Origin of the sequence: Undibacterium sp. Di26W (assembly GCF_049340265.1) — a bacterium.
In the GTDB taxonomy this organism is placed as follows: domain Bacteria; phylum Pseudomonadota; class Gammaproteobacteria; order Burkholderiales; family Burkholderiaceae_D; genus Undibacterium.
Window position 1 is genome coordinate 100,488 of the sequence record NZ_JBMPOR010000019.1, and the last position, 15,421, is coordinate 115,908.

At 54.5% G+C, this 15,421-nt stretch carries 14 protein-coding genes; 9 read left to right on the forward strand and 5 right to left on the reverse strand.

The features are described 5' to 3' along the window. Positions 1-44 precede the first annotated feature (44 nt). The gene (locus ACO0LM_RS20265; RefSeq protein WP_422989572.1) at positions 45-191 is read right to left on the reverse strand and encodes a lmo0937 family membrane protein; all 147 of its coding nucleotides are present in this window, start codon (positions 189-191) and stop codon (positions 45-47) included. Between the two features lie 522 nt (positions 192-713). Between ACO0LM_RS20265 and ACO0LM_RS20270 the strand changes: the two genes are divergently transcribed. The 7 genes from ACO0LM_RS20270 (at position 714) to ACO0LM_RS20300 (ending at position 9,497) form a co-directional block, all read left to right on the forward strand. Next, positions 714-2,219, forward strand: a complete 1,506-nt coding sequence (locus tag ACO0LM_RS20270; RefSeq protein WP_423039334.1) for an efflux RND transporter periplasmic adaptor subunit — start codon at positions 714-716, stop codon at positions 2,217-2,219. Next, positions 2,216-4,234, forward strand: a complete 2,019-nt coding sequence (locus tag ACO0LM_RS20275; RefSeq protein ID WP_423039336.1) for a MacB family efflux pump subunit — start codon at positions 2,216-2,218, stop codon at positions 4,232-4,234. Before ACO0LM_RS20270 ends, ACO0LM_RS20275 begins: the two co-directional genes overlap by 4 nt. Then, positions 4,231-5,733 carry an efflux transporter outer membrane subunit gene (locus ACO0LM_RS20280; protein WP_423039338.1) on the forward strand — a complete coding sequence of 501 codons (1,503 nt, stop codon included), beginning with the start codon at positions 4,231-4,233 and terminating at the stop codon, positions 5,731-5,733. Before ACO0LM_RS20275 ends, ACO0LM_RS20280 begins: the two co-directional genes overlap by 4 nt. An 86-nt stretch (positions 5,734-5,819) precedes the next feature. Continuing rightward, positions 5,820-7,019 (forward strand): ABC transporter permease, encoded by a 1,200-nt coding sequence (locus ACO0LM_RS20285; RefSeq protein WP_423039340.1) that lies wholly within the window; start codon positions 5,820-5,822, stop codon positions 7,017-7,019. Then, positions 7,019-7,927, forward strand: a complete 909-nt coding sequence (locus ACO0LM_RS20290) for an ABC transporter ATP-binding protein (RefSeq protein WP_423039342.1) — start codon at positions 7,019-7,021, stop codon at positions 7,925-7,927. The genes ACO0LM_RS20285 and ACO0LM_RS20290 overlap by 1 nt, the downstream gene beginning before the upstream one ends. Beyond that, positions 7,912-8,856 (forward strand): MlaD family protein, encoded by a 945-nt coding sequence (locus ACO0LM_RS20295; RefSeq protein ID WP_423039344.1) that lies wholly within the window; start codon positions 7,912-7,914, stop codon positions 8,854-8,856. The genes ACO0LM_RS20290 and ACO0LM_RS20295 overlap by 16 nt, the downstream gene beginning before the upstream one ends. Then, a complete protein-coding gene (locus ACO0LM_RS20300; protein ID WP_423039346.1) occupies positions 8,853-9,497 on the forward strand; it encodes an ABC-type transport auxiliary lipoprotein family protein in 645 nt (214 codons plus the stop codon). The genes ACO0LM_RS20295 and ACO0LM_RS20300 overlap by 4 nt, the downstream gene beginning before the upstream one ends. An 85-nt stretch (positions 9,498-9,582) precedes the next feature. On the opposite strand, the gene ACO0LM_RS20305 is transcribed toward ACO0LM_RS20300, so the two are convergent. From ACO0LM_RS20305 to ACO0LM_RS20320, 4 genes are all read right to left on the reverse strand, one after another. Then, complete coding sequence (locus tag ACO0LM_RS20305; RefSeq protein WP_423039348.1) at positions 9,583-9,888, reverse strand: DUF883 family protein; 306 nt, start codon at positions 9,886-9,888, stop codon at positions 9,583-9,585. Positions 9,889-10,470: 582 nt separating this feature from the next. Continuing rightward, on the reverse strand, positions 10,471-11,013 hold the full coding sequence (locus tag ACO0LM_RS20310; protein ID WP_423039350.1) for a ferritin-like domain-containing protein: 543 nt from the start codon (positions 11,011-11,013) through the stop codon (positions 10,471-10,473). Between the two features lie 89 nt (positions 11,014-11,102). Next, entirely contained in the window at positions 11,103-11,336 is a 234-nt protein-coding gene (locus ACO0LM_RS20315) for a hypothetical protein (RefSeq protein ID WP_422989288.1), read from the reverse strand. Positions 11,337-11,491: 155 nt separating this feature from the next. Beyond that, positions 11,492-11,899, reverse strand: a complete 408-nt coding sequence (locus ACO0LM_RS20320; protein WP_423039353.1) for a PRC-barrel domain-containing protein — start codon at positions 11,897-11,899, stop codon at positions 11,492-11,494. Between the two features lie 389 nt (positions 11,900-12,288). Between ACO0LM_RS20320 and ACO0LM_RS20325 the strand changes: the two genes are divergently transcribed. Both ACO0LM_RS20325 and ACO0LM_RS20330 read left to right on the forward strand, forming a co-directional pair. After that, positions 12,289-13,107: a hypothetical protein gene (locus ACO0LM_RS20325; RefSeq protein ID WP_423039355.1), complete on the forward strand. Its 819-nt coding sequence runs from the start codon at positions 12,289-12,291 to the stop codon at positions 13,105-13,107. A gap of 444 nt (positions 13,108-13,551) precedes the next feature. Beyond that, positions 13,552-15,279: a methyl-accepting chemotaxis protein gene (locus ACO0LM_RS20330; protein ID WP_423039357.1), complete on the forward strand. Its 1,728-nt coding sequence runs from the start codon at positions 13,552-13,554 to the stop codon at positions 15,277-15,279. The last annotated feature ends 142 nt before the right edge of the window (positions 15,280-15,421 follow it).

Sequence of the window (15,421 nt, forward strand, 5' to 3'; positions counted from 1 at the left end):
CCGCTGTTTAGTCAGCCATGGTCTTAGTACGCGATACAGCAGCGTCAAACGCCTCTGCCGCTGATCAAACGCAGCAAGATCATGATGACGGCGATCACCAGCAAGACATGGATAAAGCCACCTATGGTGTAGGCCGACACCATACCCAACAACCACAAAATAATCAGTATGACAGCAATGGTATAAAGCATGATGTTTCTTTCTTGAAGTGGGTTAAGTCAACACGCCCGGCAGGCCGGTAAAACTGGACCGGCTTACTGCTTTGACGATGGCCTTAGCTTGAAAGAAAAGCTTGTTGCGGTCTGTTAGCTAGCGCACAGAGCGTGCCTGCTATTTCTGTCATGCTGGCGACATTGGGTAGGGCAATTGCGGCATCGTGGCTACCGTGGAAACGGTGCGCAAGTTTGTCAGTGCCTGGATTGACAGAATATTTACGCAAAATCGCTCCAGCATGTTTCGGCAGCGGCATCCATACAGTGTAGTTACAGTTTTTGTGTCGTTGCTGGAGCGGTTTTGCGTAAGTATTTTTCTGGATTGAAATTTGTTAAGGGAAGTACACCCAAATAGTCAGTTCCTGCAGAGTTTGTCTCATGCCCAGTGCCGGACTGCAGGCGCTGACGCTTCGAACTTGCTATTGATTACCTGGCCCGTCTTGCTGGTCCACGTGATGAGGCAAACGCATCTCGCCCTTAATGATGAAATGAGTTCTAGCCATGCTGACAGGTACCACCCCGCCCGGCCAGACGCCAGCGCCGGAAACAGATGGAGTGCCGCGAATTGAGCCATTGACTGAACCATCTGCTAAGCCATCAACTGAAACCGCAGGTAGTACCGGCACGACGGAACATGCGGACGCCACGACCACAAGCAGTAACAGCGCCAACACCAGCAGCAATACCAACAACAATACCAACCAGCCGCCACTCAAACCGCCAATCAAACCGCATAACCGCTGGACTCGTCCCGTCATCTTGACAGCGATCATCGTCGGCCTGATGCTGTTTGTGGCGGGTGGTTTTTATATACGCAAGCTGGTGATGGACAGTGCAGACAGCAAGAATCAGTGGTTGACCGCCACCGTGCAAAAAGCGGATATTGAAGACGTGATCACTGCCACAGGCAGTCTGCAGCCGAAAGATTATGTCGATGTCGGCACCCAGGTGTCCGGTCAATTGAAGCACTTGCTGGTAGAAGTCGGGGCCATCGTCAAGGCCAAAGATTTGCTGGCAGAAATTGATCCTACCGTGTACCTGTCGAAAGCTGATGCTGACCGCGCACAACTGCGCAACCAGACCGCGCAACTGGCCGACAAGCAAGCGCAACTGCAACTTGCAGAACTGCAGTTGACCAGGCAAAACCAGCTCATGCACGAAGAGGCCAGTACTACCGAGGCCTTGCAGATGGCGCAGGCAGTGCAACGCTCGGCCCTGGCCCAGGTCGCTTCCCTAAAAGCACAAATGGAGCAGACTGAATCGACTCTGCGTGGTGATGATGCCAATCTCAGTTATACCAAAATCTATGCACCAATAGCTGGTACCGTGGTGTCCCAAACTGCCAGGCAAGGCCAGACCCTGAACGCCAATCAGCAGGCACCTATCGTCATGCGCATCGCTGATTTATCCATCATGACGGTACAGGCGCAAGTGTCAGAGGCAGATGTCGGTAAATTGAAACTGGGCATGGATGTGTACTTCACCACCCTGGGTGGCAGTGCACGCCGTTATTATGGCAAGCTCAGACAAATTTCGCCTACGCCCACAGTCATCAATAATGTGGTTTTGTATGACGCCCTGTTCGAGGTACCCAATAGCCGCCAGAATTTGTTGCCGCAAATGACAGCCCAGGTGTTCTTTGTACTGGCCAGCGCCAAAGACGCCGTGTTTGTACCGTTGACGGCCTTGCACCCGGCTAGCGATGAGGCAAAAGCCGGTAAGGGAAGTAAGCAAACGAGTAAGCACACTGGCACAGCGCAAGACCCGCGTGGGCAGTTTAAAGATGGCAAGGCCATGGTCACTGTCATGGACAAGAATGGCAAGCTGACAGAACGTGCGGTGCAGGTTGGTGTCATGACCCGGGTATCGGCGCAGATATTGTCTGGCCTGCAGCCTGGGGAAACGGTAGTGACCGGTAGCAAATCTGCGGTGCAGGCAGCGGTCGCACCAGCACAGCAAAGCGGTGGCGCACTGACGGGCAATCAGCGCAGCGGTGGCCCGAGATGAGTGCCGAACGCCAGCCGCTGATCGAATTGCGCGATATCAAAAAATCGTATGAGAGCGGTGATCTGCAGGTAGAGATTTTGCATGGCATCAGCCTGACCATTTATGCGGGTGAATTTGTTGCCATCATGGGGGCGTCTGGTTCGGGCAAGACCACGCTGATGAATATACTTGGCTGTCTGGACCGGGCCACATCGGGTAAATATCTGTTTGAAGGTTTGGACGTATCTGACTTTGAGCGTGATGAATTAGCCAGGCTCAGACGTGAAGCTTTTGGTTTTGTGTTTCAGAGTTATAACCTGATCGCCACCGCCAGCGCTACCGAAAATGTGGAGGTGCCGGCCATTTATTCCGGTGTTCCCCCGTCAGAACGACATCAGCGTGCCCGTGCATTGCTGTCCACCCTGGGGCTGGGCGAACGCTTGCGTTATCGCCCCAGTCAGTTGTCGGGCGGTCAGCAGCAAAGGGTGTCTATTGCCCGCGCATTGATGAATGGTGGGCGTATCGTACTGGCGGATGAACCAACGGGCGCGCTGGATACCCAAAGCGGTATCGAGGTCATGGCGCTGATGAAAGACTTGTCACGTCGTGGACATACCATCATCCTGATTACCCATGCACGTGAAGTGGCCGAACAGGCACAGCGCATTTTGCAGATCAAGGATGGCATGATCGTGGCCGATTTTGCGACCGAATCCAGCAAGAAAACCGATCTCGCCGCCGACGCCGCGCAAGTAGTGACTAAGGCAGCCAAGGCAGATAACCCCACGCTGGACAGTACCGTTACTACGGATGCCGCCACCACCAATGACCGTGGCGAAGCCTTTGCCAGTGGCTTGCTGGCAGCCGCCAAAACGGCGCTCAGGGCGTTGCGGTCCAACCTGTTTCGCACCGTGCTGACCTTGCTGGGTATCGTCATAGGTGTCGGTTCGGTGGTGGCCATGCTGGCGATTGGTGATGGTGCCAAACAGGCAGTGCTGACACGTATCAGTGCCATGGGCAGCAATTTGCTGGTGGTACGCCCCGGTGCGCCCAACCGGCGCGGCGTTGGCGGCAGCGTGGCGACCTTGATACCAGAGGATGCTGAAGTCATCGCAGCCCTGCCAAATGTGCAGGCCGCCGTACCAGAACTGGGGGGCAGTGTCACCGCCCGTTTTGGCAGTGCCGACTACCAGACCCAGGCCACCGGAACCTCGGCCAATTATCCCTTGGCACACAACTGGAGTGTCAGCCAGGGTATTTTCTTTTCGGCAGAAGATGTCAGCAGCTATACCGCCGTGGTGGTGTTGGGGCAGACCGTGGTTGACAACCTTTTTGGCCATGACAGCAAACCAGTGGGCGAATATATCGTGTTGAATAATGTGCTGTTTCAGGTCATCGGTGTGATGGCAGTACGTGGCGCGGCACCAGGTGGGCAAGACCAGGACGATGTCATGCTGCTCCCCCTGAGCACTGGCAGCCTGCGCCTGTTTGGTCAGCGGTTTTTGCGCACCATCACAGTGGCTGTGGATGATGTGGATGGCATCGACCTTACTCAGGATGCAGTTACTGGTCTGCTGCAAGCGCGCCATCGCAGTATCGACTTCCAAATACGCAATATGGCCAGCATACTGGAAACCGCCACCGACACCCAAAACACCCTGACGGTGTTGCTGGCGTCGGTGGCTGCTATTTCCTTGCTGGTGGGAGGCATAGGGGTGATGAATATCATGCTCGTCAGCGTGACAGAACGCACGCGTGAAATCGGCATACGCATGGCCACGGGTGCACGCATGCGCAATATCTTGCAACAGTTCCTGATTGAAGCGCTGGTGGTGTCGGTGCTGGGCGGTGTGCTGGGCATTGCACTGGGTATGCTGGCGGCAGTCGTCATCAGCGTGTTTGGCACGCCGATACAGTTTTCCATTGCACCCGTGGTGCTGGCATTTGGCTGTGCGCTGGCAATTGGTTTGGTATTTGGGTACTTCCCGGCACGCAAGGCGGCCCAGGTTGATCCTGTGGTTGCATTGGGAAAATGATGAAGCACCTGCCCATCTCATCCCTGTCGATGTTGATAGCGGTCATCCTGCTTGCTGGCTGCGCCAGTCAGACTGCCACCCCGGATAACGCTACTGTGCTGACTGATATGCCCAGCCAGTGGGCAGCAGTAGATGTAGAAAGTACCGCAGTCGCCAATCAGGCGACTGCGACCTGGTGGCAAGGCTTTGGTTCTGCCGAACTGGACAGCTTGATGTTACAGGGCTTAAAGAATAATCCCGACCTGAGCATGGCAGCTGAACACATCGTACAGGCAGAGGCACAGGCCCGCATCGCGGGGGCGTCGCTGTTTCCGGTATTGGAAGCCAATGCCGGTGCATCGCGGCGTGAAACCCATGGCAACAGCAAACAATCAACTAGCCAGACAAGTACCACCACGGGGGATACCGGCACCAATGGTACTAATGGAGTTACTGGAACCAGTGGCACTGATGGCGGTAACACCAGCCTGAGTCTGGGTTTGGCTGCCAGTTATGAATTCGATTTTTGGGGCAAAAATGCCGCCACCCGCCGTGCCGCTGACAGCCTGCAACAAGCCAGCAGTTATGATCGCGACACGCTGCGCCTGACGCTGGTGGGTGGTATTGCCACAGCTTATTTTCAAATTCTGGCCGTACGTGAACGGCTGGCCGTGGCGCAAGACAATCTGGCTATCGCCCGTCGTGTCTTGCAAGTGGTGGACGCGCGCGTCCGTTATGGTGCCTCTGGCCAGTTGGACCTGGCGCGCCAGCGGGCCGCCGTCTTGACGCAAGAAGCCACCATTCCCCCATTGCAATTGCAAGAGCAGCAAGGTTTGTACGCACTGGCGATCTTGCTGGGGCAGGTGCCGCCTGGCTTTCAGGTGGCGGGTGACCAACTCCGGCAAGTCAGCTTGCCTGCTGCTGCTGCGGGTTTGCCTGCCAGTCTGTTACACCGTCGCCCTGATCTGGCCAGCGCCGAAGCGCAACTGGCCGCCGCCAATGCCAATATCAGCGCCGCCCGTGCCGCCTTGTTCCCCAGCATCAGTCTCAGTACATCGCTGGGCATTGCCAGCGACAGCCTGCATGGCTTGCTGAATGCACCAGTCACCAGCTTTAACCTGGCTGCAGGGTTGACGCAGACTATCTTCGACGGTGGTCGCCTGCGCGCCCAGGTCAACATCGCCGAATCACGCCAGCGCGAGCTATTGCTGGCCTATCGCAAAGCCGTGCTGGCAGCATTGGCCGATGTCGATACCGCCCTGGCCGCCAGCCACCGCATGCAGTTGCAGGAAAGTTTGTTGCAAGCCTATCTGCAAGAAACCGAACAAGCCTTGCATTTATCTGAAATTCGCTATCGCGCCGGTGCTGACGATTTACTGGTTTTATTGGATGCCCAGCGCAGCCGCTTTCAGGCGCAAGACCAGTTGACACAAATACGCTTGAGCAGATTGCAGGCGCAAATCGGCTTGTTTAAGGCCTTGGGTGGGGGATGGCAGGGGGCGCAATCCGGCACCAGGTAAGGTGGCGGATTGAGTACGCTAGCGTACAGATAAAACGCCCGCAAAATGGCAAGCTACATGTCATCAGTTTCTCATGATAAACCACTATGCCAGCTAGCCCCACCGCCACATCTGACGTTACCAATAAGCCTGCCGACAGCACTGCTGCCGATATTGCTAAATCCGCTTTCCACGTTACCCGCATGCCTGCGCGCATCCAGCAAACCGCACCAGGCGTCTTGCAACTGTCAGGCAACTGGACTATCCGTCAGTTGGGTAATGTCATGCGTCAACTGGATGCCTTGCTGCTGCGCCACCCGGCGGTAGTGCAGTTGGACGGCCAGCAAATCCAAAAGATAGACAGCATCGTAGCCTGGGTCATGCATACACGTCTGCAAAAACTGCGTGACAGCGGTACCCAGATCAGCATGCAGGGCTGGCCTGATGCTTACCAGCATATGCTGGATGGCCTGGGTGATATTCCCACTGTTGCGGTGCCGGTGCTTAAGCCCACCGGCTTGCTGGAAAAAATTGGTAAGGCGACTGTCAATGTCTGGCATGACAATCTGGCCTGGCTGAGTTTTGTCGGGACCATCGCGGTCAGCATGCTGGGTTTGCTACGACACCCGCGGCGCTGGCGTGGCCGCGCCATTTTGCACAATATCCAGATAGCTGGTTTTGAAGCTCTACCTATCGTTGGCGTCACCTCTTTTTTACTCGGCATCGTGATTGCCTATCAGGGGGCAGACCAGCTCAAGCACTATGGCGCGAATATCTTTGTGGTGGAGCTGGTGGGTTACGCCATGCTGCGTGAATTTGCACCACTGATTACGGCCATCATCATCGCTGGCCGTTCTGGTTCAGCCTATGCGGCCCAGATAGGCACCATGGTGGTGACGGAAGAAATTGATGCCTTGCAGACCGTCGGCATTCCACCGGTTGATTTGCTGGTGATCCCCAAGCTGCTGGCGCTGATACTGGCCTTGCCATTGCTGACCCTGTTTGCTGATTTGCTGGGCATCATGGGTGGGATGCTGATGGCCAGCAATCAACTGGGTGTCGGCCCGCATGAATTCATGACCCGTTTTGCGACTGAAATTCCACTCAAGACCTTGTTGATCGGTATTGGCAAGTCGCTCGTATTTGCAGTGGTGATTGCCACCATAGGTTGCTATCAGGGTTTTCGTACCAAGGGTAATGCCGACAGTGTCGGTCGCCAGACCACGCGCAGTGTGGTGCAGGCAATTTTTATCGTGATCGTGCTGGATGGCGGTTTTTCTGTCATTTTTAATTTATTGGGATTGTAATGACAGCAGCCGAGCCCGCAACCGCACCCGTTCCTACGCCCGCACCTACGCCCGCTTCAGCTAGCGATGACTTCGTGATTCAAATGCGCCAGGTCTGTACCCGTTTTGGCGACAAGGTCGTGCATGAGAACCTGGATCTGGATATCCGGCGTGGCGAGATATTTGCCATCGTTGGCGGCAGCGGTTCTGGCAAATCGACGCTGCTGCGTGAAATGATTTTGCTGCATACGCCAGATTCAGGTTCGGTCAGTATCCTGGGGCAGGAACTGGCAGGCATCAGCGATGAAGACGCCGCCGCATTGCGCCAGCGTTGTGGTGTGATGTTTCAAAAAGGCGGCTTGTTCGGCACGCTGACCGTTAGCGAAAACATAGGCTTGCCGCTGCGTGAGCATAGTGAATTGGATGAGGACAGCATCAACGACATCGCCGCCTGGAAACTGGCTTTGAGTGGCCTCAAGCCAGAAGCGGCCACCCTGTACCCGGCTGAACTCAGCGGTGGCATGTTAAAGCGTGCCGCACTGGCCAGGGCGCTGGCGCTGGACCCGGAACTGTTGTTTCTTGATGAACCCACCGCTGGCCTGGACCCGGCCGGCGCCGGGGGTATCGATGCCCTGGTGCGGCATTTGCACGCGCTGTATCAGCCTACCATCGTGATGATTACCCATGACCTTGATCTGTTGTGGCAAGTCACCCACAGGGTGGCGGTACTGGGCGAGGGCAAGGTGCTGGCGATTGGTTCCATGGAAGAACTGTCACACCTGCCGCACCCCGTCGTCCGTGATTATTTTGATGGCGCGCGGGGCAGGGCGGCACAGGAACAGGCGCAGACACAAATACAGGCACAAGCACAAGCAGCCGGACAACAAGAACAATTGAAAACCAAGGACAGCCCATGGAAACCAAAGTAAATTACGCCGCTGTCGGTGCCTTTGTATTGATGCTTGGGGCCATGTTTGTGGCTGCCGTGCTGTGGCTGTCAGTCGGTCTGGGCAAGCGCACGCAGACGGTCCTGTATCAATCCGTGGTGAATGAATCGGTAGCGGGCCTGAATCTGGATGCGCCAGTCAAATACCAGGGGGTGAATGTCGGCAAGGTCCATGCGATCAGCCTGGACCCGGCCAATCCGCAACAGGTGCAACTGCTGTTTGCGATTGCCACCGGCACCCCCATCAAGACCGATACCCAGGCCGTCTTGAAAACCCAGGGCCTGACCGGCATCGCCTATGTGGAACTGAGCGGCGGCTCACCCGCAGCATCGGCATTGCAGGCCTTGCCCGGACAAAGCTATCCACAGATACGCACCAAGCCGTCGTTAAGCGCGCGGCTGGAAAATGTCCTGAGCGCCGTACTGGCCAATCTGGACCGCACCGCCGCCAACCTGAATGCTATACTGAATGAAGATAATCGCGCAGCCTTCAGCAAGATCTTGCAGGACACGTCTGCCGTGATGGATGCACTGGCGTCGCAAAAGGCCACCATGCGTGCCGCGATCGCCAATGCCGCCATCACCACCAATAACACTGCCCAGGCCAGCGCTAAAATGGATGCCTTGTTCCAGCGCATAGGCAAGAGTGCGGATGCCGTTGCCGCCATGGCAGACAAGGCAGGCAAGGCCAGTGACAGTGCAAAAACTGCCGTGGATCAACTGGGTGGCGGTGTGCGTCAGATCAGTACTGACACGCTGCCAGAAATACAAAGACTGATGGCTGAACTGGCGACCTTGTCGGCATCCCTGACCCGCCTGATTGAACAGACCGAACATAATCCCAGCAGCCTGATCAGAGGTCGACAGGCAGCCCCACCGGGGCCAGGGGAATCAAAAGGAGTAACGCCATGAAGCCTGTCCACTTAGCCCAACTACTGCCGGTGCTGGCCTTGTCGATGGCCGGTTGTTCCGCCCTGCAACCGGCCAATGTGCCAGTGGCGGCGGTGTACCGGCTGGATACTGTGGCTACGGTGGCTACGGTGCCCAACATCACTGCGCCTGCCAGGGCAACTGGTACTCCGGCGGCCAGTATCCTGATAGGCAACATCCGTGCTGCTGCCGGTTTTGACAGCAACCACATGCTATTCATGCGCCAGCCACATCAGATTGAAGAGTTTCAGCAAAGCCAGTGGCAAAAACCACCGGCAGCCATGCTCATGCCGCTGGTCACCAGCGCGCTGGAATCCAGCGGCTTGTTCAAGGTGGTGTTGCAGGCACCCACTGCCCTGCAGACCACCTACCGGCTGGACCTGGAAATACGCAGCCTGCAACAAGACTTCACCAGCACACCCAGCCGTGTCCACTTCGTCCTGCGCGCGCATTTGTCTGACACCAAAAACCAGCAAATCACCGCCTGGCGTGAATTCGAAGTCAACCTTGCCACCCCTACCGAAGACGCCTATGGCGGCGTCCTGGCCAGCAACCAGGCCGTTACCCAGGCCCTGCAGCAACTGACGGCATTTTGTGCGGAACAGGTAGGGCCGGTCAAGTAAGCTGGGCAGTTTTAAGAAGAAAAAAGCAGCCTGGAAAACCGGGCTGCTTTTTTTTGATGCCTGCCTACCGGTTTACCTTACCGGTTCATGATTTGCGACAGCACAGCAAACCCACCAGCAAGCCCGCCGTGGCGGCCACGCCGATGGTGCTCCATGGGTTTTCCCTGACATAGGTATCGGTGCAATCGGCCATCTGCTTGCCGGCAGCCAACGCCGACGCCTGCGCATCCTGTGCCGCGACCATGGCCGTATCCAGCAATTTCATCCCCCGCGCCCGCGCCTCGTCGGCTTTTTCACCACTCAACGTAGCGGCCGCACTAAACAGCGCCTGCGCATCTTTGAGTAATACCTTGATATCTTTGTTGACAGCTTTGATGTTGGATTCGAGCATGATGGTCTTCCTTTGGGTTGGTTAGGGAACTATTAAATTTGGAGCTGGTGCTGCTTTTGTTTTTGGTGTTGACGTTGCTGTTGGTTTTGATCTGTGTTGCTGTTGTTTTTGAAGTTGCTTTTGACCTTAATCCGCTTGGGATGATGTAATTTGTGCGTCACAGAAAATGGAAAAAGAAGATCCGATGTTTGAGCCGCAGGCGAGTTGCGGCTCTTCCCATTTTTTGTGATGCACAAATTATGCTGAAGCGCAGCGTAAGCACCCGCATGGCGAGTCTGCGGTCGCCTTTCTTTGATTCCGTTCTTTGGCGAAGCAAAGAAAGGAATTCGGCCGCCGGGCCGAGACCCGGCTTGTCTCTACGAAGGGCAATCGTTTTAATTAACAACACGATATGCCACGAAAGACACTAGGCTCCCGCCTTCGCTGCAGCGACGTAAACATGATTACTGCTTATCGATCGAAACCCATCCCCATCCCAACCTTCCCCTTGAAAGGGAAGGAGTAAAACCATGCTTAAGCAACCTGTTTCAACTCCGCCAGCGCACGGTTCACCAACACCCCAGCCAAGCGCAGCGCTAAACGCTACGCCAACAAATCCCGCATATCATCCGCATGTTCTTCTTCCTTCGCCATAATTCCCACCAGCATATGCCGCGTGGTCGGATCACTTTCACCTATCTTTTCCAGCATCTGTCGATACGATTCGATAGCCACTCTTTCTGCGATCAGATTGGCGGTCAGCATGCCCCTGATGTCGTCGGCGTCGTTATATTCAGCGTGGCTGCGTGCCATCAAGGTGGCCGGGTTGAAATCAGGTTTTCCGTTCAATTGCACGATGCGCTCTGCCAGCAAATCGGCATGCGCCTGTTCTTCTGCCGCATGCTGTAAAAATTCAGCCTTGATGGGGCTGTTATGTATGCCCGACGCGGTGTAGTAGTGGCGCTTGTAACGCAGTATGCAGACCAGTTCGGTTGCCAGTGCACCATTCAGCATGGCGATGACTTCTTCGCGGCTGCCCTGGTAACCAGCGGTGACGGCACCTTCGCCCATATTTTTGGCTGCTTCGCGAATGGCGGCTATATCCAGACCGTTGTGCTGGGCCTGTGCCTTGTTGACTTCATGCATGATGTTCTTCCTGTGATCGGTTCAAAAGCCGGTGACGGCAGATGGGGTATCAGGAACAGGCCTGCACACTGCCCCTGAGAACCATCGGACTATTTGCTGGCCACGCTGTGAACATAGCTTGGTAAAGATTTTTGCGGGCTGGACCGTATCATCATGGCGACTTTGCGGGTATCGGCCAACACTTCATTGACTGCTACTTCCAGCGTGTACACTTGTTCTTCGGCATTGCGCAGGGGTTCTGGTGTCTTGAACAAATGCCTGCTACGTTTTGCTAAAGCCTTTTCATATACTTCAAAGGCGAAATGCATTTCGGTATAGTCCATGATGATTCACTCCGTAACTGGTTATTGCTTGCGGTTGATGTTGCGGCCATTACAGTCAGTCGTTCTGGCCGCAGCTTCACTCTGCCTTGCTATACATCTGTGCTACCTGATGGGGTTTCAAGCAGGCTTTCACCAGGCCTGAATCACATCCCTGTTCAGTTTTTTGGGTTGTAATACCCATGCACTTCATTGACCCAGGTCTGGTCAGCCATGTCTGGCCAACGGTCACTGTCAAAGCCAGGCGCATTTTCGAAATGTTCTTTGTCGATATTCAGCACGAAGCGTTTGTTGACAGTGTCCAGGGTAAGTGCAGACCAAGGCACGGCAAACAGTTTTTCACCGATGGTGAGCAAGCCGCCATGCGCTACCACGGCATACGCTACACGACCAGTACGCATGTCCAGCATGATTTCCTTGATGTCACCCAGATGTTCATCTGCATGATTGACGACATTGTCGCCAGTCAAGGTTTGTGCACCCATCAGTTCAGGACCCGGACCCTTGTCAGGGGTGGCACCACTGCTGCCATTGCTGCCGTAACCATCCAAATTTTCGTTAATCATTTTAAATCCTTCACGTTGAGTCGAGACTTCAGTATGTCTGGAACTTCCTCATGTTTCGGTTCGATAACACACATAAAGAATTATTTTTTCATCACCCTGAAATTGAACCGGCGCATACTTTTTTCAAATGACGCCGAGGTGGATTTTTGTCGTTTGAAGTTTTTTATTTCCATATTGACTCACAGAAATAAATGCACATCCAAAATCAATTAATCATTTTTTTGGTGGTTATTTTAATAATTAATTTATAATCGAAACGATGTCACCAGGCCCACTGCGAGATTGAACCGCGACATTGAACCTTGACTTCAATGCCAGCACGGCCCACCTGCCTGACAAGGCAGGCAGGCGCGCTACTTTTCTCTGCTTTTTTTGCAAAGGAATACGATATGCATGTGTATCAGAAAAGTGATAAATGGATAGAAGGGGAATACCCCGCCATCCTGGCGATAGGTGATTCATGGTTCTGGTATCCGGGCAATAATATTCTGCAAGCCCTGATCCGCAACAAGTCCTTGCGCACCGACTATTCGAATATCCAGGCTGTGGGCAATAATGGCGCGCTGTTGCAGGAATATGTAGGTGCCGGCAAGTATGCAGCAGCGGTCGAGCGCAACCTGACACCGGATGCCAGAAAATACTATAACGTCTTCATGATCAGCGGTGCCGGCAATGATGCTGTCGATTACAAGCTGGCCCTGAAGCCAGACTGCAGCGGTGTGACAGACCCCAAAGCCTGTCTGGACCCGGTTGGTATCGACGATTTTTTACGCAAGGTCGCCACTGCCATGGGCGGGCTGATACATGAAATACGCTGGGCATACAAAGATGCCGCCAAGCAGGTACGCCCCATCTTTATTCACGGCTATGACTATCCAACACCTGATGGGCGCGGTTTTGACATACTCGACATTCTCATCACCGGCCCCTGGTTAAAACCCGCCCTGGATGCGGCCAAGGTAAAAAATGACCCGATCTTTCGTCTGGCAGTCGTGCATGAACTGATAGCCCGCCTGAATGCACTGTTCAAAACCTTTGACGACTGGCCCAATAACGTGGTCTACATCGATTCGCTTGGCACACTCAGCAGTGGTGCTGACTATAAGAAAGACTGGGCGAATGAACTGCATCCCACCTCATCCGGCTTTGACAAAATTGTGGCGCAGCGCTGGATGCCGATTTTGAAGCAATGGGGAATAGCGAAGTAAAGGGTGGTGTTGCGGGTAAAGAGGGGGCGTGGCGTACTCTCTTTACCCTGTCTTCGTACCATCTTGTGTCAGGGTAGTGCAGATCAAGCCGTGATTGTTCAGGCCGTGATTGTTAAACATGTGCACTTGCCAGCGCAATCCTGTCATGAGCGGTATTGCACTCCGCCTGTCATCCCGGATTTTTACCCCGGATTTTCACCAGTTTATTTAACTGATGTTAACACATTGCTTTATTGCGCTCCTGTACTATTATTTCGAAGGCATGCTGCTTTCTGATGGCTGGTGCCGTTCTCGTACCAGTCTACGGTTTCTTGCCGGACGGCCTGCACAAAGCAGAGCGCTGAATTCTCACCATGACAGAATGCCGCCACCCGCGGCATCGCCAGGTCGCTTCATAGTCAGATTGACTTTACTTCAAACGTACCTGCAGTCGAGGAGTATCATATGAACAAATTAAAAATCGGCTTTCGTCTTAATCTGGCGTTTGGCACCATGTTGCTGATGCTGATGGTGATCGCTTTTATAGGCTGGTCTTCATTGTCTGCCACCAAGACGCGCATGGATATTGTCGTCAGCGAAAACAATGTCAAGATGGCGTTGTCGAATCGCATGCTGACAGATGTGAGTCTGGTTGCCCGTTCGGTGCGCAGTTACATCATCTACAAAGACAAGGATTTGCAGGCTACCCTGCGCGGGCGCATCAATGACGCTTCCAAAAACCTGATCGCTGATGTAGAACGCCTTGGCGGCATGGTACGTAGCGAAAAGGCCAAACAACTTCATGCAGAGATAAAAACCAAGGTACCTGATATCTTGCGGCTGTCGAATCAGGTGCTTGAACTGGCCAGCGCCGACAAGCTGGACGAAGCAACGATTTTTTTACAGAATACGGTACAAAAACAGCAGGATGGCACATTTTCCGTGCTGAACGAAATGATTCAATTGCTGGAAAAACAGAACCAGGAATTGATTGAGAAAATGCATGCCGAATATAATTTCGCAGTCAACTTCCTGTTGCTATCCACCCTGTTTGCCTGTATGGCAGCAGCGGCGTTGGCATGGTCGATCACACGCTCGATTACCCGCCCCATCAATGAAGCGGTCAGCATCGCCCAGACCGTTGCCGCCGGTGATTTGACGCGTCATATTGAAGTGCAGGGCAAGGATGAAGTCAGTCAATTGCTGGAGGCACTCAAGGCCATGACGACCAGCCTGGCTACCATCGTCAGCGAAGTGCGTGCCGGCACCGACACCATCAGCACGGCATCAAAACAGATCGCTGCGGGTAACCAGGATTTGTCATCGCGTACCGAAGAACAGGCTAGCTCGCTGGAAGAAACCGCATCGTCGATGGAAGAACTGACCTCCACCGTCAAGCAAAACGCAGACAATGCACGCCAGGCCAATGTGCTGGCCAATTCAGCATCAGATGTGGCGGTCAAAGGCGGCAGCGTGGTGCAACAGGTGGTTGAAACCATGGGGTCGATCAATGAATCATCGAAGAAAATTGTCGACATCATCGGCGTCATCGATGGCATCGCCTTCCAGACCAATATCCTGGCGCTGAACGCCGCTGTAGAGGCCGCCCGTGCCGGTGAGCAGGGTCGTGGCTTTGCCGTGGTCGCCTCCGAAGTGCGCAACCTGGCACAGCGCTCGGCATCGGCCGCCAAGGAAATCAAGGAACTGATCGGTGACTCGGTACAAAAAGTCGGCATGGGTGCCAGACTGGTGGATGAAGCTGGCGTCACCATGGGCGAGATCGTGGATAGCGTCAGACGCGTGACGGACATCATTTCCGAAATTTCTTCCGCCAGCCAGGAACAGAATACCGGTATTGAACAGATCAATCTGGCCATCACCCAGATGGACCAGGTCACCCAGCAAAACGCAGCCCTGGTGGAAGAAGCCGCTGCAGCAGCAGAAACCATGCAGGATCAGGCCGGCAAACTGGCCCATGTGGTTGATGTATTCAAATTGAATGGCAACCAGCAAGGCGTGACGGCCGCAAGTATAAAAAGCACCACCAGCCAGCCACAGCCAGCGCAACAACCGCAGCGCCATGTCGTGCGCAAAGCCCCCACCGCAGCCAGGCTGGCATCCAGTCCGGGTACCCGGCCCCGTAGTGCCGCGAAAGTGGTTACAGTAACAGAAGGAGAGTGGGAACAATTCTAAGCTGGTCGCATCTCGCATCATCGACGAATTTTTATCGTCAGCAAAAAACCGTTGCGCTGGATCAGGCGCAGCGGTTTTTGTTTTTAAATGATCAGGAATCCACTATTGCGCGTTGCAGTCATCATGCTGGTTGATGTAATCA

Bases quoted from the DNA above. Each gene is read 5' to 3' on its own strand.
- ACO0LM_RS20285 (WP_423039340.1), top strand. From the start codon at position 5,820: ATGCCAGCTAGCCCCACCGCCACATCTGACGTTACCAATAAGCCTGCC.
- ACO0LM_RS20295 (WP_423039344.1), top strand. From the start codon at position 7,912: ATGGAAACCAAAGTAAATTACGCCGCTGTCGGTGCCTTTGTATTGATG.
- ACO0LM_RS20265 (WP_422989572.1), bottom strand. From the start codon at position 191: ATGCTTTATACCATTGCTGTCATACTGATTATTTTGTGGTTGTTGGGT.
- ACO0LM_RS20280 (WP_423039338.1), top strand. From the start codon at position 4,231: ATGATGAAGCACCTGCCCATCTCATCCCTGTCGATGTTGATAGCGGTC.
- ACO0LM_RS20315 (WP_422989288.1), bottom strand. From the start codon at position 11,336: ATGGACTATACCGAAATGCATTTCGCCTTTGAAGTATATGAAAAGGCT.
- ACO0LM_RS20305 (WP_423039348.1), bottom strand. From the start codon at position 9,888: ATGCTCGAATCCAACATCAAAGCTGTCAACAAAGATATCAAGGTATTA.
- ACO0LM_RS20320 (WP_423039353.1), bottom strand. From the start codon at position 11,899: ATGATTAACGAAAATTTGGATGGTTACGGCAGCAATGGCAGCAGTGGT.
- ACO0LM_RS20270 (WP_423039334.1), top strand. From the start codon at position 714: ATGCTGACAGGTACCACCCCGCCCGGCCAGACGCCAGCGCCGGAAACA.
- ACO0LM_RS20330 (WP_423039357.1), top strand. From the start codon at position 13,552: ATGAACAAATTAAAAATCGGCTTTCGTCTTAATCTGGCGTTTGGCACC.
- ACO0LM_RS20300 (WP_423039346.1), top strand. From the start codon at position 8,853: ATGAAGCCTGTCCACTTAGCCCAACTACTGCCGGTGCTGGCCTTGTCG.
- ACO0LM_RS20325 (WP_423039355.1), top strand. From the start codon at position 12,289: ATGCATGTGTATCAGAAAAGTGATAAATGGATAGAAGGGGAATACCCC.
- ACO0LM_RS20290 (WP_423039342.1), top strand. From the start codon at position 7,019: ATGACAGCAGCCGAGCCCGCAACCGCACCCGTTCCTACGCCCGCACCT.
- ACO0LM_RS20310 (WP_423039350.1), bottom strand. From the start codon at position 11,013: ATGCATGAAGTCAACAAGGCACAGGCCCAGCACAACGGTCTGGATATA.
- ACO0LM_RS20275 (WP_423039336.1), top strand. From the start codon at position 2,216: ATGAGTGCCGAACGCCAGCCGCTGATCGAATTGCGCGATATCAAAAAA.